This is a genomic window from uncultured Thalassolituus sp., assembly GCF_950066645.1.
GTDB lineage: Bacteria > Pseudomonadota > Gammaproteobacteria > Pseudomonadales > Oceanobacteraceae > Thalassolituus.
In genome coordinates, this window is sequence record NZ_CATMFB010000017.1 from 52,878 (window position 1) to 75,451 (window position 22,574).

19 protein-coding genes are annotated in these 22,574 nt (G+C 54.8%); 4 read left to right on the forward strand and 15 right to left on the reverse strand.

Annotation, left to right across the window (positions count from 1 at the left end):
- Positions 1-26: 26 nt before the first annotated feature.
- From pgi to dksA, 11 genes are all read right to left on the reverse strand, one after another.
- On the reverse strand, positions 27-1,685 hold the full coding sequence (gene pgi / locus Q1L85_RS14525; protein WP_300433465.1) for a glucose-6-phosphate isomerase: 1,659 nt from the start codon (positions 1,683-1,685) through the stop codon (positions 27-29).
- A 170-nt stretch (positions 1,686-1,855) separates the two neighbouring features.
- A complete protein-coding gene (gene panD, locus Q1L85_RS14530; protein ID WP_300433467.1) occupies positions 1,856-2,236 on the reverse strand; it encodes an aspartate 1-decarboxylase in 381 nt (126 codons plus the stop codon).
- Between the two features lie 106 nt (positions 2,237-2,342).
- The gene (gene panC / locus Q1L85_RS14535; RefSeq protein ID WP_300433468.1) at positions 2,343-3,203 is read right to left on the reverse strand and encodes a pantoate--beta-alanine ligase; all 861 of its coding nucleotides are present in this window, start codon (positions 3,201-3,203) and stop codon (positions 2,343-2,345) included.
- Positions 3,200-4,009: a 3-methyl-2-oxobutanoate hydroxymethyltransferase gene (gene panB / locus Q1L85_RS14540; protein WP_300433469.1), complete on the reverse strand. Its 810-nt coding sequence runs from the start codon at positions 4,007-4,009 to the stop codon at positions 3,200-3,202. The genes panC and panB overlap by 4 nt, the downstream gene beginning before the upstream one ends.
- Positions 4,010-4,064: 55 nt before the next feature.
- Complete coding sequence (gene folK, locus Q1L85_RS14545) at positions 4,065-4,559, reverse strand: 2-amino-4-hydroxy-6-hydroxymethyldihydropteridine diphosphokinase (RefSeq protein WP_300424354.1); 495 nt, start codon at positions 4,557-4,559, stop codon at positions 4,065-4,067.
- A 6-nt stretch (positions 4,560-4,565) separates the two neighbouring features.
- A complete protein-coding gene (pcnB, locus tag Q1L85_RS14550; RefSeq protein WP_300424353.1) occupies positions 4,566-5,912 on the reverse strand; it encodes a polynucleotide adenylyltransferase PcnB in 1,347 nt (448 codons plus the stop codon).
- A gap of 2,136 nt (positions 5,913-8,048) precedes the next feature.
- Entirely contained in the window at positions 8,049-9,452 is a 1,404-nt protein-coding gene (locus Q1L85_RS14555) for a sigma-54 dependent transcriptional regulator (protein ID WP_300424351.1), read from the reverse strand.
- Positions 9,452-12,379: a sensor histidine kinase gene (locus Q1L85_RS14560; protein WP_300424349.1), complete on the reverse strand. Its 2,928-nt coding sequence runs from the start codon at positions 12,377-12,379 to the stop codon at positions 9,452-9,454. Before Q1L85_RS14560 ends, Q1L85_RS14555 begins: the two co-directional genes overlap by 1 nt.
- Positions 12,369-12,587 (reverse strand): hypothetical protein, encoded by a 219-nt coding sequence (locus tag Q1L85_RS14565; protein ID WP_300424347.1) that lies wholly within the window; start codon positions 12,585-12,587, stop codon positions 12,369-12,371. Before Q1L85_RS14565 ends, Q1L85_RS14560 begins: the two co-directional genes overlap by 11 nt.
- Positions 12,588-12,633: 46 nt before the next feature.
- Positions 12,634-13,515: a tRNA glutamyl-Q(34) synthetase GluQRS gene (gene gluQRS, locus Q1L85_RS14570; protein ID WP_300424345.1), complete on the reverse strand. Its 882-nt coding sequence runs from the start codon at positions 13,513-13,515 to the stop codon at positions 12,634-12,636.
- Between the two features lie 50 nt (positions 13,516-13,565).
- Positions 13,566-14,000 carry an RNA polymerase-binding protein DksA gene (gene dksA / locus Q1L85_RS14575; protein WP_300424344.1) on the reverse strand — a complete coding sequence of 145 codons (435 nt, stop codon included), beginning with the start codon at positions 13,998-14,000 and terminating at the stop codon, positions 13,566-13,568.
- Between the two features lie 218 nt (positions 14,001-14,218).
- Between dksA and Q1L85_RS14580 the strand changes: the two genes are divergently transcribed.
- Positions 14,219-15,382, forward strand: coding sequence for a pyridoxal phosphate-dependent aminotransferase (locus tag Q1L85_RS14580; RefSeq protein WP_300424342.1), 1,164 nt, complete (start codon positions 14,219-14,221; stop codon positions 15,380-15,382).
- Positions 15,379-16,089 (forward strand): DNA/RNA nuclease SfsA, encoded by a 711-nt coding sequence (sfsA, locus tag Q1L85_RS14585; protein ID WP_300424340.1) that lies wholly within the window; start codon positions 15,379-15,381, stop codon positions 16,087-16,089. The genes Q1L85_RS14580 and sfsA overlap by 4 nt, the downstream gene beginning before the upstream one ends.
- On the opposite strand, the gene Q1L85_RS14590 is transcribed toward sfsA, so the two are convergent.
- The 3 genes from Q1L85_RS14590 to Q1L85_RS14600 form a co-directional block, all read right to left on the reverse strand.
- Positions 16,079-16,462, reverse strand: a complete 384-nt coding sequence (locus Q1L85_RS14590; RefSeq protein WP_300424338.1) for a Rieske (2Fe-2S) protein — start codon at positions 16,460-16,462, stop codon at positions 16,079-16,081. The genes sfsA and Q1L85_RS14590 overlap by 11 nt on opposite strands.
- A gap of 189 nt (positions 16,463-16,651) precedes the next feature.
- Entirely contained in the window at positions 16,652-17,470 is an 819-nt protein-coding gene (locus Q1L85_RS14595; RefSeq protein WP_300424337.1) for a cyclic nucleotide-binding domain-containing protein, read from the reverse strand.
- Positions 17,471-17,582: 112 nt separating this feature from the next.
- The gene (locus tag Q1L85_RS14600; RefSeq protein WP_300424336.1) at positions 17,583-17,924 is read right to left on the reverse strand and encodes a pentapeptide repeat-containing protein; all 342 of its coding nucleotides are present in this window, start codon (positions 17,922-17,924) and stop codon (positions 17,583-17,585) included.
- A 58-nt stretch (positions 17,925-17,982) separates the two neighbouring features.
- On the opposite strand from Q1L85_RS14600, the gene Q1L85_RS14605 reads away from it, so the two are divergent.
- Complete coding sequence (locus tag Q1L85_RS14605) at positions 17,983-20,328, forward strand: DNA polymerase II (RefSeq protein WP_300424334.1); 2,346 nt, start codon at positions 17,983-17,985, stop codon at positions 20,326-20,328.
- 26 nt (positions 20,329-20,354) lie between these two features.
- Entirely contained in the window at positions 20,355-21,323 is a 969-nt protein-coding gene (locus Q1L85_RS14610; protein WP_300433470.1) for a magnesium transporter CorA family protein, read from the forward strand.
- Here Q1L85_RS14610 and Q1L85_RS14615 read toward each other — a convergent pair.
- Positions 21,318-22,550 (reverse strand): cytochrome-c peroxidase, encoded by a 1,233-nt coding sequence (locus tag Q1L85_RS14615; RefSeq protein ID WP_300424331.1) that lies wholly within the window; start codon positions 22,548-22,550, stop codon positions 21,318-21,320. The two genes, Q1L85_RS14610 and Q1L85_RS14615, sit on opposite strands and share 6 nt — an antisense overlap.
- Positions 22,551-22,574: the final 24 nt, after the last annotated feature.

Below are 22,574 nucleotides of genomic sequence, written 5' to 3' on the forward strand. Positions count from 1 at the left end.
ACGGATATCGGGCAGAGACCACAGAATCAGAGCAGCTTCTGCATCGAGTGGAACGCCTGAATCAGGCCGTTGGTTGAGCCGTCAAAGCCTTCTGGTACGTCCTGAGATTCGAGTGCACCAAGCACTTTATTGCCCAGTTTCTTCCCGAGTTCGACGCCCCACTGATCAAAGGAGTTAATACCCCAGATCATTCCCTGAGCAGCGACTTTGTGCTCGTAGAGAGCAATCAGTGCGCCGACCACCTGAGGTGTCGATTTCGGGAAGTAGAGGGTATTCGACGGGCGGTTGCCGGCGATCACCTTCTGAGGTGCCAGCACTGTGGCTTCGCCGATACTCATGCCTGAGGCCACCAGTTCGTCGACGGCTTCCTGCTCACTCTTGCCTTGCAGCAATGCCTGGCTCTGCGAAAGACAGTTAGATACCAGCAAGGCATGGAAGTTATCGATCGGGTTGTGACTCGTCATTGGCATAATGAAGTCACAGGGTGAAAAGTGTGTGCCTTGATGCAGCAGCTGGTGGAACGCGTGCTGACCGTTCGTGCCTACGCCGCCCCAGATGACCGGGCCAGTGTTGTAGTCGACCTGGTTACCATCAATGGTGACGCTCTTGCCGTTACTTTCCATATCGAGCTGCTGCAGGTGGGCAGGCAGCGACCGCAGGTAGTGGTCGTAAGGCAGTATGGCGTGCGAGTTCACGTTAAAGAAGTTCACGTACCAGACTCCCAGCAGCGCCATAATCACCGGCATATTGTGCTCCAGAGGTGATGTACGGAAGTGCTCGTCCATGGCGTACGCTCCGCGCAGCAGGTCGCGGAAGTTATCAATACCAATCGCCAGAGCGAGGGGCAGACCAATCGCCGACCAGAGCGAGTAACGCCCGCCGACCCAGTCCCACATTGGGAAAATATTCTCTTCGGCAATGCCGAACGCGGTGGCTTTCTCAACGTTTGACGATACCGCGGTAAAGTGCTTGCTGAGGTCTTTTTCGGTGCCACCGTTGTCCAGGAACCACTGACGACAGGCCATGGCGTTCTTCAGGGTTTCCTGAGTACCGAATGACTTGGACTGAATAATGAAGAGGGTCGTGGCCGGATCCAGACGCTTAAGAATCTCGGTGATGTGAGATCCATCGATGTTGGCCAGATAGTGAATATTCAGGCGGCTGTCCCAGTAGGGCTTCAGCGCACTGGATGCCAGCTTAGGCCCGAGGAAGGAACCACCGATACCAATAGAGACAACGTCGGTAAAGGGTTTGTTGTTGTAGCCACGCCATTGGTTACGGCGGATCTTCCAACAGAATTCTTCCATCCGATGCACGGTTTCGCGAATCTCGGGCATGATGTTGACGCCATCGACCATGATGTCGCGGTCGCCGAAGTTACGGAGTGCCGTATGCAGAGCCGGGCGGTTTTCGCTGCGGTTGATTGCTTCGCCATTGAACATAGCGCCGATCTTGGCAGGCAGATCCTGTTCGCGTGCCAGGCTGAGCAGCAGCGACATGGTCTCTTCGGTGATACGGTTCTTGGAAAAATCCAGGCTCAGGCCGGCTGCCTCAAGATGGAAATTATGAAAGCGGTTGGGATCTTCAGAGAAAAGATCACGCATGTGCACATCGCGCAGTTTACTGAAATGGACTTCCAGATCTTTCCAGATCGCAGACTGGGTCAGGCTTCCGTTGTATGCCATTGGTTTCCCTTAAATTTTTCCAGGAGGGTAATGACAGAAGTATACGGGCTGGCTGCATACTGGGCAAAGGCGGTGGCGCACAATGGCCGAACGTTCGCTTTGTAAGGCTGAATGCCGGGCAATAAAAAGGCCACCCGGAGGTGGCCTGGCTGTTCGGTGACGCTGACGGATCAGGCAACCTGAACAGGAATGTCGAAGCTGGTGTGGCTGACGGTGTTGTCCGCATTCATGTACACCATCTTTGGTTTGAACTCAGCCAGTTCTTCTTCGCTGTAGTTCGCGTATGCGCAGATGATGATGCGGTCACCAACGCTAGCGTGATGAGCTGCCGCGCCGTTGACAGAGATAATGCCGGAGTCGTCTTCGCCACGGATGATGTATGTGGTGAAACGCTGACCATTATCAATGTTATAAATCTGGATTTGTTCAAACTCACGCATACCCGCGAGGTCCAGGAGCTTGCCGTCAATGGCACAAGAGCCTTCGTAATTCAGCACAGAGTGAGTCACACGTGCCTGATGCAGCTTGGCTTTCAGCATGATGGTTTGCATGGGTAAACCCTTTAGTTCTCTGTTCGGACAATTCGACGCCGTTAATCGCGCGGCTGTCTGAACTGTTCATTTCTTGGCCTATAGGCGTAAGGCGCGCAAGTATGCCTTAAACGATTCCGCGATTCAATGTTACGACCAGATTATCAATAAGGCGCGCATTGCCGAGGAACGCAGCCCCCAGAATGACCAGCCTGCGATCACCGCTAGCCGCTTCTGCCAGCGACTCTGCTGAGCGTACTTCGAGGTAATCGGTCCGGAAACCCCGTTGATTAAGACGCTCTGTTGCGTTCTCCAGCACGCTGTCTGGCCCTGAGCCTGCTTCCAGCTCGGCTGCAATTTCGCGCAGCGTCTGAAAGAGTCCCGGCGCCAGAGCCCGCTCTTCTGCGGTCAGGTAACCATTGCGTGAACTCAGTGCCAGCCCGTCTTCTGCACGCGCTGTCGGAACCGTGACGACCTCAACTGGCATGCACAGGTCATCGACCATCTTGCGGATCACAGCAACCTGCTGGAAGTCTTTTTCACCGAAAAAGGCCTTATCCGGCAGTACCTGATTGAAGAGTTTAGTCACTACTGTGGAAACGCCATCAAAATGCCCCGGGCGACTGCCGCCGCACAGGCCTTCGGAGACAACGGGCACGTGAACGATGCTCTGTTCGTCCTGACCGTTCGGGTACATTTCGTCCACGTCCGGAGCAAACAGCAGGTCGCAGCCCGCAGCATCCAGCTGAGCCTGATCTTCGGGCAGGGTGCGTGGATAACGCTGCAGATCGCTCTTGTCGTTGAACTGCAGCGGATTCACAAACACACTGCTGACAACAAAATCGCACTCTTCACGGGCGCGGGTGATCAGGCTGATATGACCGGCATGGAGATTACCCATGGTCGGCACAAAGCCGATGGTCTTACCTGCCATGCGGGCAGCCTTCACCTGGCTGCGGAGTTCGGCGATGGTGTGCAGGGTAATCATGCGTCGAATCCGTGTTCTGGCCCAGGGAAGGTACCTGCGCGGACGTCGTCAGCGTAGGTCTTAAGAGCCTCAGGGACGGTACGGCCGTCAGTCATGTAGTTTTTCACGAACTTCGGAATGTGCCCGGTGTTCAGCCCCAGCATGTCGTAGCAGACCAGTACCTGAGCGTCGGTATCTGCGCCCGCACCGATCCCCACGACGGGCACGGTCACGGCTTCGGTAATGCGCTTTGCCAATGGGCTTGGCACGCATTCCAGCAGAATGATGTCAGCGCCGGCGTCGGCCAGTGCTACCGCGTGAGCCACCATGGCGTCGGCTTTCTCTTCTTCACGTCCCTGTACCCGGTAGCCGCCGAACTTATTGACAGACTGTGGGGTCAGGCCCAGGTGTGCACATACGGGGACGCCCTGGCGCGAGAGGCTTTCGACCAGAGGTACAAGCCAGTCATCGCCTTCAACTTTGACCATATGTGCGCCGGCCTGCATAACGGCTCTGGCGCTGGCGACACCTGTCTCGATATCACCATAAGTCATAAATGGCAGGTCGGTCATGATCAGTGCCGGACGTGCTGCCCGGGCGTTGCCACGGGCTACCGCTGCGGTGTGATACACCATCTCTTCGAGAGTGACAGGCAGGGTGGAGTCACGGCCCTGCAGGACCATACCCAGGGAATCACCGACCAGCAGTGCTTCAATACCTGCGTCAGCGGCTAGCTGAGCGAAGGTCGCGTCGTAGGCGGTAAGAACAGAAAACTTCTCACCTTTATCTTTCAGGGTCTGCAGTGTGCGGATACTGATTGAGCTCATGATCTCTCTCCGTTTACACCCGGTTCGGGTCTGGGCGTATGGTGCGGATTGTGCGTTATAAGTCAATAACGGGGTGATGGAGTTGGTGCAGATCGCCGTCAAATTCCGGCTCTGCGTCAGCCAGCTTCTGGCCATCCGGGAGCTGCAGGTCCGGGGCGATCTCAAGTAACGGGCGGACGACGAAACTGCGTCGCGTCATTTCTTTATGAGGAATCGTCAGGCGTTCATCGGCGTACGTCAGGTCGCCATAAAGAAGGATATCCAGATCGATGCAACGCTCTCCCCAGTGGCGCAGCTTCTCGCGTCCCTGGTCTCTTTCCTGTTGTTGCAAGGCATCCAGTAAGTCGAGAGGTACCAGCGTTGTGGTGACCTCAGCGACGGCATTCAGGTAGTCCGGCTGGTCCAGCGGGCCCAGAGGTTTACTACCGTACAGGGATGACCAGCAGATCAGCTGTGTGTCAGGAAGAGCGCGCAGGGCACGCAGCGCGGTAATAATCTGATCTTCAGGGCCATTCAGGTTGGCCCCGAGAGCAATGTACGCCCGGCTCATGGGAAATTACTGCCGGGAAGACGGATTACGGCGACGGCGCGGACGGCGGCGTTTCTTGTTCGCGCTGTCGTCTTCCGGCACGTACTTGACCGGTTCTGGGGTAATGTCTTTCTGAGCCTGAGTCCAGAAATCACACAGCTCACCCAGGTTTTCGCCCGACTGATGACGCAGCAGCAGGAAGTCATATGCTGCGCGGAAGCGAGGATGCCCAAGAAACTCAGCAATCTTCTTGCTGCGGGTTTTCGGCAAACGTAACTGCATTTCCCAGATTTCGCGCATAGGAATAGAGAAGCGCTTAGGAATCGCTGTCGCCTTGATCTGTTGTGCCAGCACCCGGTCTGCCGCTTTCTGCATGGCTGGGTGTGGTGGCAGGCCCTGTTCTTCGTATTCACGGCGCACGCGTTCAACCTGAGGCCAGAGCAGAGCAGCAAGGAAGAAGTAAGGTGTTACCGACTTACCCGCTTTGATGCGATCGTCGGTATTTGCCATGGTGTTCTCAACCAGGCGTACTGCTGCGTCATCGTCCTGGAGGCAATGCTCTGTCGCCGGGAACAGGGTAGCGAAGAGGTGATATTCGCGCAGCAGACGCAGCGTCTCGAGTGCATTGCCGGCCAGAAACAGCTTCAGCACTTCCTCAAACAGGCGTGCAGCGGGGATCTGCTCCAGCAGGGGAGCCATGTCGCGGATCGGCGCGGCCGTGTGTTGTTCAATACTGAATCCCAGCTTTACCGCAAAACGGATTGCCCGCAGCATACGGACCGGATCTTCGCGATAGCGGGTCTCTGGGTCACCAATCAGACGCAGGCGTTTCAGCTGCATGTCTTCCCAACCACCGGCATAGGCATGAACGCTGAAATCATCAATGTTGTAGTACAGCGCGTTAACCGTGAAGTCACGGCGCATGGCGTCTTCGTCTTTGTTTCCGTAAACATTATCGCGCAGGATCATGCCCTGATCGTCCTGACGTGACACTTTGTCAGAATGATCCTCAGAGGGCGGTGCCCGGAACGTGGCTACTTCAATCACTTCGCGGCCAAACACCACGTGAACCAGCTTGAAGCGGCGACCGATCAGGCGGGAGTTGCGGAACAACTGATTCACCTGCTCAGGAGTGGCATCCGTCGCCACATCAAAATCTTTGGGGTTCAGGCCGAGCAGGTTGTCCCTGACGCCGCCACCAACCAGATACGCTCCATAGCCTGCCTTACGTAAGCGATACAGCACCTTCAGCGCGGGTTCGCTGATGTTATTGCGGGAAATGCTGTGCTCGTCACGGGGAATGACTTTCAGTGGGATTTCTTCGGCTTCCTGCTTCTGTCCGAAGAGGCGTTTCACACGGTTAATGAGGGTCACAGGTAACGCTTATCTCTGGCTTGCTTTGGCTGGCGAGTGTAACGTTTAGTGATCGCCAAATAAACAAAAAGCCGCAGTTGCGGCTTCTTTGGGTTCCGGCTGTTGTTGTTATTGTTGCCGGTAACACTGCTCAGTCTGTCGACAGAGGTTCTGAATGGGCATTCCGCTGCCTCATTTTTTATTTTTGTTTTCAGCGCACAGACTGCGCATTCAGAACCTTTGTCTCTGCAGGCCTTTGTTATTGTTATGAGTGGCTCTGCGGTCTTACCGGCACTTTATTATTGTTATTGGTGTGCCGTCTTTCGTGAGGCTTAGCATTTGTTATTTTTATCAGTTGCCGTGCCATCTGATAGTAATAAAGCGAAGGTCGTGCCAACTTTAGAAAATCTAGTAAAAACAAGCACTTAAGAAAATACAGGTGTCTATAAAAATAGACACATCTCAAAATGTGTTACGAAACATTACGTGAAGTGTAACCCTTGGGTAACAAACGTCATGAAACGTAACAGTGTGACGCAGTCGGTCTTCGACCTGGGTAGCAGATCCTGGAATGGCGCAGAGATAGCGTATGGATGAGGGGTGCGGCTGAACGCCGGGCAATAAAAAAGCCGCAGTAGCGGCTTCTTTGAGTTCCGGCTGTTGTTGTTATTGTTGCCGGTAACACTGCTCAGTCTGTCGACAGAGGTTCTGAATGGGCATTCCGCTGCCTCATTTTTTATTTTTGTTTTCAGCGCACAGACTGCGCATTCAGAACCTTTGTCTCTGCAGGCCTTTGTTATTGTTATGAGTGGCTCTGCGGTCTTACCGGCACTTTATTATTGTTATTGGTGTGCCGTCTTTCGTGAGGCTTAGCATTTGTTATTTTTATCAGTTGCCGTGCCATCTGATAGTAATAAAGCGAAGGTCGTGCCAACTTTAGAAAATCTAGTAAAAACAAGCACTTAAGAAAATACAGGTGTCTATAAAAATAGACACATCTCAAAATGTGTTACGAAACATTACGTGAAGTGTAACCCTTGGGTAACAAACGTCATGAAACGTAACAGTGTGACGCAGTCGGTCTTCGACCTGGGTAGCAGATCCTGGAATGGCGCAGAGATAGCGTATGGATGAGGGGTGTGGCTGAACGCCGGGCAATAAAAAAGCCGCGATAGCGGCTTTTCGGGATTCTGGTGCGTCATCTCTGTTTCACTGGCTGATGTCCCGTAACTCTTGTTGTTGTTCTTACGGGAGTCAGTTCTGTGGAATGACACTGATTATTCGCTTTTCTTCCCCGGTGGTCCTGCAGGCCTTTGTTATTGTTAGAAGTGGCCGGTTCCGGTGCAGCGATGCGTTTTATTTTTATTGTCTGCGTCGCTTCATAGTACTTAAGTATTAGCCAGAATTGTGCCATGTTTAAAAATATTGTATAAATCAATAAGTTAGTGTTTTCTCGGGCGAGTGTTACTGAGAAAGTGTTACCTTTCCTTACGCATTTTGACCTGCCGGAGTAACAGCATCTGTTACTCAGGTAACATGAGGTGCCCTTGCGAAAATGGAATCGTTGAAAATATGGCTGATGAGGTCTCATCCCGAAAGGCCCAAGACAGTATGAAAGGCAGAAAATAAAAAAGCCGCTGGGGTGGGCGGCTTCTCAGGGCTTTATTGTTATTGTTCTGTGCTCTGCCACAGGTGTCATCGTCGTTTTGAATGAACAGTCAGACCGTATCTTATTGTTTTTATTGGTCTTTCATGGCCGCTCATTCGAAACAATCAATGGTGGCGATTGTCGTTCTTGTTATGAGTGAAGGAACCACAGGCGCTTTGTTATTGTTGTTGGTGCGCCTTCCCTAAACTCTCAAGCTTTGCCTCTTTGTTATTTTTGTTTATGGACACATGCTTGATATTGTTTATTTAGCTAATACCGTGCCAGAAATACAAAATACATATAAATCAATGGGTTATGAAATTACAGGTGTCTATAATTATAGACACTTCGACTAAAGTGTTACGAGATCTGAGCCATTCGGTAACAGTTCTGTATGTTAGGTAACACTGTGTAATTTGATGAGTCACAATCCGCCAGCAGGCGAAGGCCTGTTGGCAGAGGAGCAGCGAAGAAGACTGCGTCGGGGGCAGGCGCCGGAAGAAGGAGGGTTACTTGCCTTTTTTGCGGGGAATGCCCAGGCGCTGGCGACGTTCCCAGAGGGACTTACGGGAGATGCCCAGTTTTTTGGCCAGTTCGGTTTCAGTCATCGAGGCTTCGTTTTCGAGAACGAAGTGGACGAAGTAATCATCGAGAGACAGATCCCCCTGATTTCCATTCGCCGGATCGTCCGCCTGGTAAGGGTTACTGGTATCAACGAGGTTGTTACGCATGGTTTCACTGAGGTAACGGTCAGCTGAGACCTCAATACCGAGCAGCGAGGCTTCGATGCTGTTGTCGTCGGCCAGAATGACTGCCCGTTCTACTGCGTTTTCGAGTTCGCGGACATTGCCCGGCCAGTGATAGGTGCGGATGGCGTGCAAGGCCTCGTCACTGAACTGCATTGCGGGCTGCTGCATCCGCTCACAGGCGCGTGTCAGCATGGCTGTGGCAATCTCAACGACGTCTTCACCACGTTCACGCAGCGGTGGCAGATGCAGCTCAACGACATTCAGGCGGTAATACAGGTCTTCCCGGAACTCGCCCATAGAGGCCAGCTCTTTCAGGTGTCGGTGAGTGGCCGCGACGAGGCGCACATTGACCTTACGGCTCTGCACTGAGCCCACGCGGCGTATTTCCCCTTCCTGCAGCACCCTGAGTAGCCGGGCCTGAGCTTCCAGCGGTAATTCGCCAATTTCGTCCAGGAAGAGAGTGCCACCGTCTGCGGCTTCGACCAGACCCTGGCGTTGTGCAGTTGCGCCGGTAAACGCGCCTTTCTCATGCCCGAACAGTTCGGACTCAATCAGGGTTTCCGGGATGGCAGCACAGTTGACTGAGATCAGCGGGTTGTTGGCGCGACGACTCTGACTGTGCAGGGCACGGGCGACCAGCTCTTTACCGGTACCGGATTCACCCTGAATCAGTACGGTCGCATCGGTCGGTGCCACTTTAGAAATTTTACGGAAGAGTAACTGCATGGGCTCGCAGCTGCCGATAATGCCAGTGCTGCTGCCTTCCGGGTCCGGTGAGGCGTCACCTGCTACCGCAACCGGCGTTTCGGAGGACATTTTCCCCTTGCTGAGGATACGGGTAACGGCCTGAAGCATTTCATCGTGGTCAAACGGTTTGGCGATGTAGTCGACCGCGCCTAACTTCATGGCGTCCACAGCAGAGCGCAGGCTGGCGTAGCTGGTCATGATTAACACGGGAGTGTTACCGGCCAGAGTGATCAGTTCGGTGCCGTTGCCACCCGGCAGACGCAGATCGCTGATGATCATGTCGAACTGGGAAAAATCCTGCTCTTTGGCGGCATCCAGTGAGTCCACATCCGTCACTTCGTGGTCGTGACGCTGCAACAGGCGTCGAACGGCCTGGCGGATAATGGCTTCGTCTTCAACGACTAAGATGTGACTCATTAATGGGGTTCCGTAACTTCAGTTTGTTCAGCCCGTGGCAGGCTGACTTTAACACAGGTTCCACGTCCGTTCGCCAGTGGACTGTCGATCGTGATGTGGCCATAGTGTTCTTCAATAATACTGTAGACAAGGGACAGGCCCAGACCTGTCCCTTTACCCACATCTTTTGTTGTGAAGAAGGGCTCGAAAATTCGGTCGAGCGTTTCGGTCGGAATGCCGTGCCCTTCGTCGAGTACCATAACATGGATCTGCTCTTCGTCGGCTTCTCCCTGAACCCAGACACTGCTGCCCGGCTCTGACGCATCGCGGGCATTGCCCAGCAGGTTGACGAACACCTGTACGAGACGCTGAGCATCGCCGAGGGTCGCCAGTGCCGGCGGGCAGTCGTTCACGAAGGTGATATCCTGACTACGTTTGCTGAGACGCAGAAGCTGCATGGCTTCGTCGACGCAGTACGAGACGTCGACCAGCTCGTGTTCTGTGGAGTGATGCCCTGCGTGAGAGAAATTCATCAGCGACTGCACGATACGGGTGACCCGCTTAGTCTGCTCCTGAATCTGGTCTGCCATCTGCAGCAGTTCGGGGTTGTCGGTCTCATACCTCATGCTCTGCGCCAGGCAGTCGATCCCGGTGATGGGGTTGCCGATTTCATGCGCAACACCCGCAGCGAGCCGGCCAATGGAGGCCAGTCGTTCGTTGTGGATCAGTTCTTCTTCGAGCAGCTGAGTCTCGGTCTGATCTTCCATCAGAATGACGGTGCCACCGGGCTGACCATTGCTGCCTTCGATCAGCGCTTTGTGCAGACTGAACCAGTGTGGCCGGCCCCGGTGTTCCACCCGGTGTTTGTATTTGTGCATGGCTTTGCTGACCAGAAACTCCTGCAGCAAAGGCCCCCATGGTGACGCCAGGCGGCTGATGTGTGATCCGGTAACATCGCTGGCAGCGGTATTCGTAAGATCAGACATTGCCTGGTTCCACATCATGATTTCCCCGTCGGCTGCCAGTGAGCAGACGCCCATAGGCAGACGTTCGAGTGTCTGGCGGTGATAGCGGCGAAGGCTGTCGAGCTCGCTGGCCAGACCACCGAGACGGCTGTGGAAGCCCTCCAGGCGCTGTTCGATCTGGTAGATGTCTTCGGTCAGTTCAACGTCATCACGGAACGGCAGGTAACGGCTGACGAGGTCGTGAGCAACGGTCGGGCCCATCAGACCTGACAGGTTGGCTTCCAGACGTCCGCGCAGGCGGCGCAGGGCGTATGGCCGGTCTTCGTACGATGGTAATTCGAGATCCTCTAACGCCTGATAGACCTCCCGCTCGGCAACATAGCGTCCCAGTGGGCGGGTCAGGGCATTGATGATTTCGTTGGTGTTGTTCGCTACCAGTGGCTGGCGCGATGGACGGGACACCGTATCAATTGAACAGGCATCGGCGGCGGCGGCCTCTGCGGCATTCTGGCGAGTGGCAAAGCTGATGATGACGAACAGCGTGAAGTTCACACTGATGGCCGAAATCGCGGCCAGGTGCCAGTTGCTCTCATCGGTGGCCGGTAGCCAGAAAGGTACGTTCCAGCCGAGGGCCAGTTCGCAGAACGGCAGAAGCAGGGCGTAGATCCAGGTGAAGGTCCCGGTGACGACACCGGCTATAAAGCCCTTGCGGTTCGATTTTGGCCAGTAGAGCAGGCCAAGCACACCGGGCAGGAACTGTGAGCAGGCAACGAACCCGAGAATCCCCAGCTGACTGAGGTCGAGGTCGGCCCCGACCAGCAGGTAGAAACCGTACGCCAGAAACAGAATGACTGCGATCAGGGAGCGGCGCATCCACAGTAACCAGCGATAGAAGTCATATCGCGGTGCCGGCTTGTAGACGGGCAGTACCAGATGGTTCAGGAACATAGCTGCCGTCGATAGCGTCGTCACGATGATAATGCCCGACGCGGCAGCCAGACCCCCGATAAAAATCAGTAGCGTAAGAAAGGGCGACTCGGTGGCCAGACCAATACCCAGTGCGAAGTACGACGGGTCCGTCTCGACATTGAGGTAGTAACCCGCCCAGAGAATTGGCGGCACTGAGAAGCTCATGACCAGCATAAACAGAGGCACGCCCCAGCTGGCATGACGCAGAGCCCCGGGGTTTGTGTTCTCGGTGAAGGCCATGTGGAACATGTGTGGCATCGCGACGGCGGCGGCAAAGAAGACCATCAGCAGGGTGCGCCATGGCCCGTCCTGCAGGCGTACCTGTTGTTCAGCCAGAACGGCCTGGTTTTCCTGCAGCCATTTTTCCAGCCCCCCGACCTCAGGGAATATCCCGAACAGGACCACGCCACCCAGTATCAGGATGGCGGCCAGTTTAAGCAGGGATTCAAACGCAATGGCGAATACCAGTCCTTCGTGCTTTTCCCGCGGAGATACATGGCGGGCGCCGAACAGAATGGCGAAGATGATCATCACCAGTACGTAGGCAAATGCGAGATTACCGACAGGCCACTCACGGTTAAGCAGATAAAGGGTGTCGGCAATGGCGGTGATCTGCAGCGTGAGCATCGGGATCACGACCGCCAGCATGAAGAGTGACACCAGAATACCGGCCCATCGCGACCGGTAACGGAATGCCAGCAGGTCAGCGAGCGAGCTGAGCTGATAGGTCCGGGTGATCTGAAGAATCGGGCTGAGTAACACCGGAGTCAGGACAAAGGCCCCGGAGATCCCCAGGTAATACGCCAGAAAGCCGTAACCGTATTGGTTTGCGAGCCCGACCGAGCCGTAAAAAGCCCAGGCGCTGGCATAGACCCCGAGAGAGAGCACGTAAACAATCGGGTGGCGTACCCAGCGGCGCGGAATCCAGTCACGCTCGACGGCGTATGCGGTCAGAAACAGGGCTGCCAGATAGCCCAGAACGAGTAAGGCGAGCTGGCCAAGACTAAAGGTCATCGTTGTTGTTCTGCTTACTGTTGATCCAGATGTAGAAAGCGATCAGAAGGGCCCAGATACCAAACGGGCGATACCAGGCAGCGCGGTCGTCCAGCCACCAGTCCATCATAATCGGGGATATCAGATAAATGCCGACCAGCAAGAGCAGGCCAAGACGATAATCGTACATCTGTCGGTCCGTCAGAGAGATGGCCAGAGAGTAGCACATAACCCGGGTGCGCCAGAAACTCCCGGCAGAAAGTAAAGGCTGCCGGTCAGGAGCGGCGGCGGAAGCCCGCGGGTGCAGGATGTTGAGTCAGGCCAGCCAGCGCCTCAATCTGCCAGTGTTCTGTTGCCCATTCCAGCAGGGTCTGGCAGGAAGCGCCGCGCAACGATGCTGGCGGGTGTTGTTGCAGCCAGTCGAGCGCCTGCCAGAGCACGTCAGCAGCATCGGCAGCCCGTAACGGCAGCGCCAGATTCTGCTTACTCAGCTTCTGACCGTTGTCTTCTGTGGCCACCGGAATATGGCTGTATTCAGGGTGAGGCAGTTTCAGCGCCTGCTGCAGAAGGTATTGCCTGGCGGTGGAGTCGATCAGGTCTATGCCTCTGACCACATGTGTGATCTGCTGAAAGGCATCGTCGGTGATAACAGCCAGCTGATACGACCATAAGGTGTCCCGTCGACGGATAACAAAGTCGCCGATATCCTGTTCCAGCTGGTAACTGTGATCAGCCTGCAGGCCATCGTGCAGGGTCAGTTCACCGGAAGGGCAGAGGAAGCGCCAGGCGAAATCTGTCTGACCGGGAGTCGGGCAGATGCCCAGATGAAGGCGGTCGCCCAGTTGGCGGCGAGAACAGGCACAGGGAAATGCCAGCCCCTGCTGCCGTAGCCGAGCCAGCGTTTCTTCGTAGGCCTCACTACGTTCACTCTGGCGTATGACGGGGCCGTCCCAGAAGAGACCATAGTCTTCCAGAATGCGCAGGATTGAGTCAGCGGCGGTTGGATCTTCGCGGGGTGGATCGAGATCTTCGATGCGGACAGACCAGCGCCCCTGATGATGCCGGGCGTCGAGATAGCTCGCGAGTGCAGCCAGCAGAGAGCCGAAGTGCAGTGGTCCGGTCGGAGAGGGGGCGAAACGTCCGTGGTATTCAGACATAAGAAATGTACAGACAGCGGAGCTGAATCAGCCCCGCCGTTTGCAGAAGATCAGACGCCGAGCTGTTTTTCTTTGATTTCAGCCAGGGTCTTACAGTCGATACAGAGGTCTGCAGTCGGACGTGCTTCCAGTCGACGGATGCCGATCTCGACGCCACAGGCTTCACAGTAGCCGTAATCATCTTTGTCGATCAGGTCGATGGTCTTCTCAATCTTCTTCAGCAGCTTACGCTCGCGATCGCGGGTCCGCAGCTCCAGGCTGAACTCTTCTTCCTGGCTGGCACGATCGTTCGGGTCAGCGTAGTTGTTGAGTTCGGTCTGCATGTGTTCTTTGGTGCGGTCAACTTCTTCCATCAGTTCCTGACGCCAGTTGCTCAGAATGCTACGGAAGTGGTTACGCTGCGCCTCGTTCATGTACTCCTCACCATCCTTGATGGCGTATGGAGTAAAGTCAGACAGGGCAAATTCTTTTTTATCTTGCGGCATTTCTCTTGTGCCTCACCTGTTCAGTAGGTCATCACGCAACACTGCGCCTTTTTAGGTAAGGCGGGGAAACTATCAGATAAACCAATCATCGCCAATACTTTATATAGGGTTTTAGTCGCTTAAAGTGCCACTCTGTGACATGGGCCACTTTCAGTCTCATGTTGTGAGTGGCTGGTGATCTGTCACAATAAGCCAGTAAACAGAACTTATTGAGAATCATGTCAGTAAACACTAAGCGTAGCAGAGAGGTTCAGCCTTTCCAGGTGATGGCCATTCTGGCCGAGGCGCATGCACTTCAGGCTCAGGGGCAGGACATCATTCATCTGGAAGTCGGCGAACCTGATTTTCCGACCCCGGAACCCGTGACAGAAGCCGCGATCAGGGCGTTAAGGGCCGGGCACACAGGGTATACGCCTGCGCTTGGTCTGCCGCAGTTACGTGAGCGGCTGGCCCAGTATTACCACGAACGCTTTGGTGTTGAGGTGGCCTCGTCGCGGATTCTGCTGACGCCCGGGGCATCGGGTGCGCTGTTACTGCTTGCGGCTGCCCGGCTTAATCCGGGGGACGGTCTGTTACTGGCTGATCCCGGGTATCCGTGTAACCGCCATTTTGCCCGGGTATTTGAGGCGCATGGTCAGCTGGTGCCCTGCGGGCCGCAACAGAAATATCAGCTGACAGCGGCGGATATTGAGCAGCACTGGCAGGCGAACACTCAGGCGGCGCTGGTGGCGACGCCGGCGAACCCCACAGGCACCGTATTGTCTCTGAGTGAGCTTGAGCAACTGAACCAGGCTTGTCAGGCGCAAGGTGGTGAGTTGTGGGTCGATGAGATTTATCAGGGTCTGAACTACGGTGACGCGCCGGAGACGGTGCTTTCCGTGGCGGATGACGCTGTAGTACTGAACAGTTTTTCTAAATTCTTTGGCATGACAGGCTGGCGCCTGGGTTGGACTGTGGTGCCAGAAAGCTGGGTGCCGGCGATGGATACTCTGGCGCAGAATCTCTTTCTCGCGCCCCCAACCCCCGCGCAATATGCGGCACTGGGGGCATTTACCCCGGACGTGATGGCGATTCTCGAGGAGCGGCGGCAGATTCTTGCAGAGCGCCGCGATTATCTGCTTGAAGCACTGCCGACACTTGGGTTCAACGTACCTGTCGCTCCAGAGGGCGCGTTTTATGTGTACGCGGACGCCAGCCGCTTTACCGATGACAGCCTGAGCTTCTGCGCGCGGATTCTCCGCGAAACCGGTGTTGCGCTGACCCCGGGGGTCGATTTTGGTGAGTATCGGGCGGGCAGTCATATTCGTTTTGCCTTTACGACGGATCTTACGCGACTGCGTGAGGCCATCGAGCGCCTCGGGAACTGGCTGGAGACACTATGAATTATCCGGCTGAACTGATCCCGGCCACGCTTGTCCGGCGCTATAAACGCTTTCTCGCGGATGTCGTGCTGGACGATGGCTCCGAGCTGACTGTCCATTGCCCGAATACGGGATCTATGAAGCGCTGTGCCGAGCCTGGCTGGAAGGTCTGGCTGGCCGACAGTGCCAACCCTAAGCGCAAATATCGCTACACCCTGGAATGGGTGCTGGTGGATGACAGCTACCGTGCCTGTGTGAATACGGCACAGCCCAATCGCGTGATCGGCGAGGCTCTTCGTAATGGCCGTATTCCCGGGTTGACCGGTTACGATGAGGTGCAGTCTGAGCCCCGTGTTGAAGATGGTCGTCTGGACTTCTGCCTGCATAAAGCGGACGGCGCGCGCTGCTGGGTGGAAGTGAAAAGCGTCACTCTGCTGGAGCAGGACAATGGTCTGGGGTGTTTTCCTGATGCCGTGACAGAGCGTGGTCTGAAGCACCTGCGTCGGTTGGCAGAGCTGAAAAAGCAGGGCGACCGCGCGGTGCTGGTCTTTTGTGTGCCGCACGAAGGCATCCGTGAGGTCAGCGCCGCTGAACATATCGATCCGGCCTACGCGGCAGCACTGCGCGACGTCGTGGCAGGGGGCGTGGAAGTACTGGCGGTTAGTGTCAGTTTTACGCAGACGCCAGCGGCAATGACAGCGGCCGGGCTGCTGCCCGTCAGGCTGTAGCTTCAGGCGTCAGGTCGACTTCGATCTTTCCATCAATCTCCCGACAGGGAAGCGCTTTCAGTGATTGTCCCGTACAAGGGCCAGAAATGCAGTGTCCGCTGTCAATCAGAAACAGCGCACCGTGCATGGCACACTGAATCAGACTGCCGTCACTGTCCAGAAACTGGTCTGGTTGCCATTCCAGGGGAATGCCCAGGTGCGGGCAATGGTTGCGGTAGGCGTATACGTGCGAGCGATGGCGCACGATAAAAAGTGCCTGCCCGTCGGGTTCGAAGCCGCGGGATTCGCCCTCGGTCAGTTCGGAGGAGGTGCAGAGCGTCCGGAAGGTCATCAGTTCAGAGCTTGGTTGCAGAAATACAGCGAGAGAATACAACGGATACCCGGAGAGCGGGCAAAAAAATGCCCCTCATAAAGAGGGGCGAAGCAACCGTGATTAGCTTGATGAGAGAGATCACCATTCAAAACTGTTCGCCTGAATGCTGATTATCGAAGGAGCTACCCTCCGATGAGTTGAATACTAGGATGATAATTATTCGCAGTCAATAATAATTCTCATTTATTTTTAAATTGGCTGAGTCTGACCGGTTTTGTCGCTTCCTGTCTGTTCAAGAAGCTGCTGGTTCATTATCGATATCCGTCTCGCAAGGTTCTCAATCAGGTTCAGAGCGGCCTGGGGCTGAGCCTGAATAAGGACATTAAAATCTTCTTTGGGGACGGCCATGACTGAGCACGGCGTGCGCGCACGGACGGTGGCAGTCCGGGGCTCTTTCGTGAACACCGCCATTGCGCCAAATACTTCGTCCTCGCCGAGCGTACCGACGTTTACCCCATCGACCAGAACATCGGCTTCGCCACTGATGATGGTGTACACCATATCGGCTTCATCGCCCTGGTTAATGATGTTCTCGCCGGTTACAAAATTGAGGAAACCAGCGGCGGGCACCCGTTCATCCGGCATCACACGGGCCAGATGATTGGTTAACAGGGCGTTGCTGGTGATCAGCAGATGGCTCCAGCAATGCTGGCGACGGGGATCGCTGTATATATGGCGCAGCATCAGGTCGCGTTCGATCGGCTGCAGCTCGACATAGCCTTCAGCGGAGAGTACCGGCGATTGCTGGTGAAAGGCCTGGGTCAGGCCAATCAGATCGCCTTCTTCATAACTGATGACGGTTTCACCGTTCTGATTCAGTTCAATGATGCCGTCGAGGACCAGAAAAACAGAATCGCGGTCGAAGTGCTCGTGCAGATCGTCCAGAGACTCATAAGTCACAGCAGGTCGGGTAAACTCCATTCCGCTTAACAGCTCGCGGGTCAATTGCTGCAGTCGGCCAGTAATTTCTTCTATGCCGTCGGCGGGGTGGGTTCCTGTCAGGTACATATCAGTTCCTCGCTGTGCTTTGCCTCTGCGGGCAATTCATCAATGACGATACTTTACGCCGTTCTGACAGGGGATAAAGTGTCTGGCCGCAGGGGTGATAACTGAGTCACAGTTAAATTGTGTGGCGCAATCGGGTGCCTAGTTTTACAGACATCTGTATTTCTTCTGCAGAGATTTCCGCAGGAAAGTAACAGCCACTGACCTTAGCATCCGCGAGGCTGGCGCCATCGAGCCTGCAACCACGGAAATCAATACCTCTGAGGTCTGAGCCACGGAAATAGGTATCTGTCAGATCCATACCGCTAAGTTCGATTTTGCGGAGATCCAGTCCGCGCAGGTCACAGCCCTTCAGGTCACAGGCCTGCCCGCTCTCCCGTGCTTTGTTAAAACCGGCGACATCATCGTTCCTCAGCATCAGGTATAGAGGGTCCTGACTGATCTGGGGTGTGGTCATGTATCCACTCCTGCAATAGACTCGTGTTTCTTCAGTATAGAAACGAAATTCCGAAACGTTGCTTCCTGCATTCCTGTTATCCAGCCGCTGGCATGATGAAAACGACACAAGCATCCTGACTTTCTGGTGGTCTACCCCTGAGGGTCCGGTCAGAACCCGTGTCGTACAGCCGTGCGTGTGTTTTATTCCTGCCCCGGATATGGCGCGGGCACAGCAGGTGGCGGACACTCTCGGGTGGCCTGTTACCCTGCGTAACGTCGCAATGTCGATGTTTGATGGACGTCCGGCCTGTGCCTGTTATCTGCCTTCGGGATATCTCTATCGCTGGCGTAACGTGCTCAGGGAGCAGGATATTCCTGTTCGCGAGCTGGATATCCGCCCGACAGACCGTTATCTGATGGAGCGCTTTGTGACGGGGTCGGCCAACCTGATTCCTGAGCGCAGTGAAAGACATGACGGCTGGCAGGACGTTTATCTGTCGGCGCTGAAAAGCGGCAGCTACCAACCTGCGCTGCGTTGTCTGTCGGTCGACATTGAAACCTCGTATCCCCGCACTGGGGAACCAGACCGCCTTTTCTCCATCGGCTTTTTTGCCCGCGATTTTGAGCGGGTCATTATGATTGGTGAGGGCAGGAACACTGTGTCACTGGAGTATGTCAGTGATGAGCCTGCGCTGCTTCAGCGTTTTCTGGATGTGATTAATGACTACGATCCGGACGCGATACTGGGCTGGAACTTTATTCAGTTTGATATGGCCTTTCTGCGGCGCAAGTTTGACGAGCATCAGCTTCCGTTCCGACTTGGCCGTGATCAGAGTGTTGTTGAGTGGCGCGAGGTGTCAGACCGCCTTTATGTGCATGTTGCGGGTCGGGTCGTGCTGGATGGGATTGAGTGTCTGCGTAACGCAACCTGGCAGTTCGAAAGTTTTGCACTGGATGATGTCGCCCGTGATCTGTTAGGCGAAGGCAAACTGCTGAAAGGCGACGAGCGTGGGCGGGATATAGAACGTTTATTTGACGAAGATAAACCCGCGCTGGCCCGTTACAACCTGAAAGACTGTGAGCTGGTGCTGGATATATTCGATAAAACCGATCTGCTTAATTTTCTGATCGCCCGCTCCCGTATGACAGGGCTGCTGCCTGACCGCATGGGCGGGTCGGTTGCCGCATTCGAATTTATGTACCTGCCGCGTCTGCATCGCGCCGGATGGGTCGCGCCGGATATCGGAGACGGCTACAGCGCCGAGAAAAGTCCTGGTGGCTTTGTTATGGACTCGCGCCCGGGCCTGTACAACAACATTCTCGTTCTGGATTTCAAAAGCCTGTACCCCTCGATTATCCGCACCTTCCGGATTGATCCTCAGGGGTTGGTCGAAGGCATGGCCGCTGATGTTGATGACACAGTACCCGGGTATTTTGGTGGTCGTTTTCATCGTCAGAAACATATTCTTCCGGATCTGATCCGACACCTGGGCGAACAGCGGGAGGCGGCGAGATCTGGGGGGAATAAACCTCTTTCTCAGGCGATTAAAATTATCATGGCATCGTGCTACGGCGTGTTGGGTTCAGAGGGATGCCGTTTTTACGACACCCGGTTGTCAGCCTCTATTACCAAGCGTGGTCACGATATTATTCTGCGCACGTCTGAATGGATCCGTCAGCAGGGTTACGACGTGATTTATGGTGACACCGATTCTGTGTTCGTCTGGCTCAGAGATAACCTCGATGACGAGAGCGCCGATGAGACGGGGCGCAACCTTGCCCGTGACCTTAATCGCTGGTGGCAGGATGAACTTAAGGCGGATTTCGGGCTCGAAAGTTATCTGGAGCTGGAATACGAAACCCATTACCGGCAGTTCTTTATGCCGTCGATCCGGGGAGAAGAGACCGGCAGTAAAAAGCGTTATGCCGGGATCATTGCCAGCGACAATCAGCTCGTATTTAAGGGGTTGGAGGCTGTGCGCAGCGACTGGACTAAGCTCGCGCGGCGCTTTCAGAAAGAACTGTATCGTCGGATATTCTATGGCGAGCCATATCAGCTCTGGCTGAAGGCAGAAGTAGATGCACTGCTTGCCGGAGAGCGCGATGATGAGCTGACCTACCGGAAGCGCCTGAAACGGCCGCTACCTATGTATCAGAGAAGCCGGCCACCTCATGCAAAGGCCGCTGCGAAAATGGATGACTGGCTGAAGCATCATGGGCGGCCGGAGAAATATCAGGAGCGTGGTGGCTGGATAAGCTATATGCTCACGGTTAATGGCCCTGAGCCTGTCGAAATCCGGCAGTCGGCGATTGACTACAATCATTATCTGGAAAAGCAGCTACAGCCGGTGGCAGAGGCTATTTTTCAGTTCACAGGCGATGACTTTGCAGCCATTGCCGGGATTCAACACACGTTATTCTGAGCGATCTTCGGTCTTCAGGAGAGATTATGATCCGTACGTTACTGACCTACAAAAATGGCAAATCCCTTCAGGGGGGGCTCGAACTGATCGACGAGTGGCGCTCCAAGCCGGATACCTATCTCTGGCTGGATCTTGAAGCAGAGAGTGAAGAGCGGGAACTGGAAATTCTTAAGTCGATGAATTGCCATCCGCTGGCGATTCACGACGCTCAGCGTCCGCGCCATCCACCAAAAATTGAAGAATTCAGTAACTACACTTTTATTCTGTATCGCGGTATTGCCAGTTTCTCGGCGGAACTGGAGCATGAAGCACAGACCATCGCGCTGTTTGTTGGAAAAAATATTCTGATTACCCGCCATCCTAAAGAGGCGTTAAGCGTCAACCGTATGTTTAATGATACGGGTGCTGCGCAGCTGCGCATGGGAGCCGGTCACCTGGCTCTCAAAATCATGCATACCTCTGCCGGTATTTATCTGGATGCGCTGCTGGAATTCGAGAGTCACCTGAGCGATATCGAAGACTCGCTGGTGACCAATGGTAATGATGAACTGATGCGGGAATTAATGGTGTACCGTTCGCGGCTGGTGAAGTTGCGCCGGCTGTTTAATTATCATCGTAATATTACCGACGAGTTGCGCAGCGAAGAATACGACCTGATCGCCATTTCTGATGAGCCGATGCGCCATGCCATTACTGATCTGCATGACCGTTTTGATCGCCTGTACACGATGACAGAAATGTTTTATTCGATCTGTGGCGACCTGATTGATGGTTACCTGTCTATTGCTTCTCATCAGCTGAACCGGACGATGCAGGTTCTGACAGTGATTACCGCGATCTTCATCCCGCTCGGCTTCCTGGCCGGACTGTACGGGATGAATTTCGAGTATATCCCTGAACTTCACGCCAGAAATGGATACTTCTACCTGCTTGGCGTCATGGGAATGATCGCTGTAGGTCTGCTGGTCCTGTTCCGAAAAATACGCTGGTTATAAGCCACACTCTGCCGCATCGGCGGGCAGCTGATCTTCAAACTGCTCGTCGGTCAGGCTATACAGAAAGCACACTAAGCCCTGAATGTCTGTGTCAGAAAGTTTGGGTCCGGATTGCAGAATTACTGAAGAAATATTTCTGTCGATTTCCGGTGACGCCCATGCAACTCCAGTCTCCGGATTAATGGTGTTGTCTGAGTTCGCCAGGTGCTTATCGTAAAAGCGGATCACAGTGTCCAGGCTGGCAAATACGCCGTTGTGCATGTACGGGGCAGTGACGCCGATATTGCGTAAGGTCGGCACCCGGAATTTTCCTTCAAGTGCACTCAGATTGTTCGCATCTGCAACGGCATCGTTTGCGGCCAAACCCAGGTCGGTAAACCCTGCCGCGCTGCCATTGGCTGTCCGGGCGGCCGTATTTTCGGGAACCCCGATATTATGGAACTCATAACCGCTGAACGTTTCTTCACGGTGATTGTTCCGCTGTAACTGATGACAGGTAGAGCAGTTGGTAAATTGCCCGGAAAAAAATAGTGCTTTACCTGTGGTCGCCAATGAAGCCGGGTTATAGGTGTAGTCTCCGGTCAGTGACTTGTCGTATTTTGAGCTGAAAGGGGCAAATGTTGCGGTCCGTTCAAAGCTGGCAATGGCCGCTGTCAGCGCGTCATATGCCGCTTCCGTGTCGTCAAAAATGTTGTCGCCATACAGGTACTCAAAGGCTTCTGCATAGTCAGTATTTTCCAGAACACGGGAAATAACACTGGCTTTGTCGGGCATGTTCATTTCAACCGGATTCAGAAACGGGCCGCCGGCCTGAGCTTCCAGATCGGTTGCCCGTCCATCCCAGAACTGACCCCCAAGCCAGCCCGTGTAGCCACCCTGATTAGTGTTGAAGCGGCTTCGCTCTGCGAACTGAAAATCCGGAGCAAATGCTGCGTACATGGCCGTCGGCGTATTGCGGTCTCCCAGGGATACGCCATCATCGCCCAGAGATACCGCACGGGTCGCCCCGGAGCTGTCGGTGGATGCATCGACGAATGCATGGTCTGCCATGTGGCAGGTGGCACAGGACTGCGTACGGTTAAGGGACAGGTTGGTATCGTTGAAGAGTGCCGCTCCCAGTGTCTCCTGGGTGTTCAGCGCGGGCACACTGTCTTTTTTATCGGAGCCTCCGCAGGCCAGCAATGCGGCAGACAGCGTAAGCAGCAGGAAGGGTCTGATCAGATTCATCAGCCAGGGTCTCTTTATCACGGT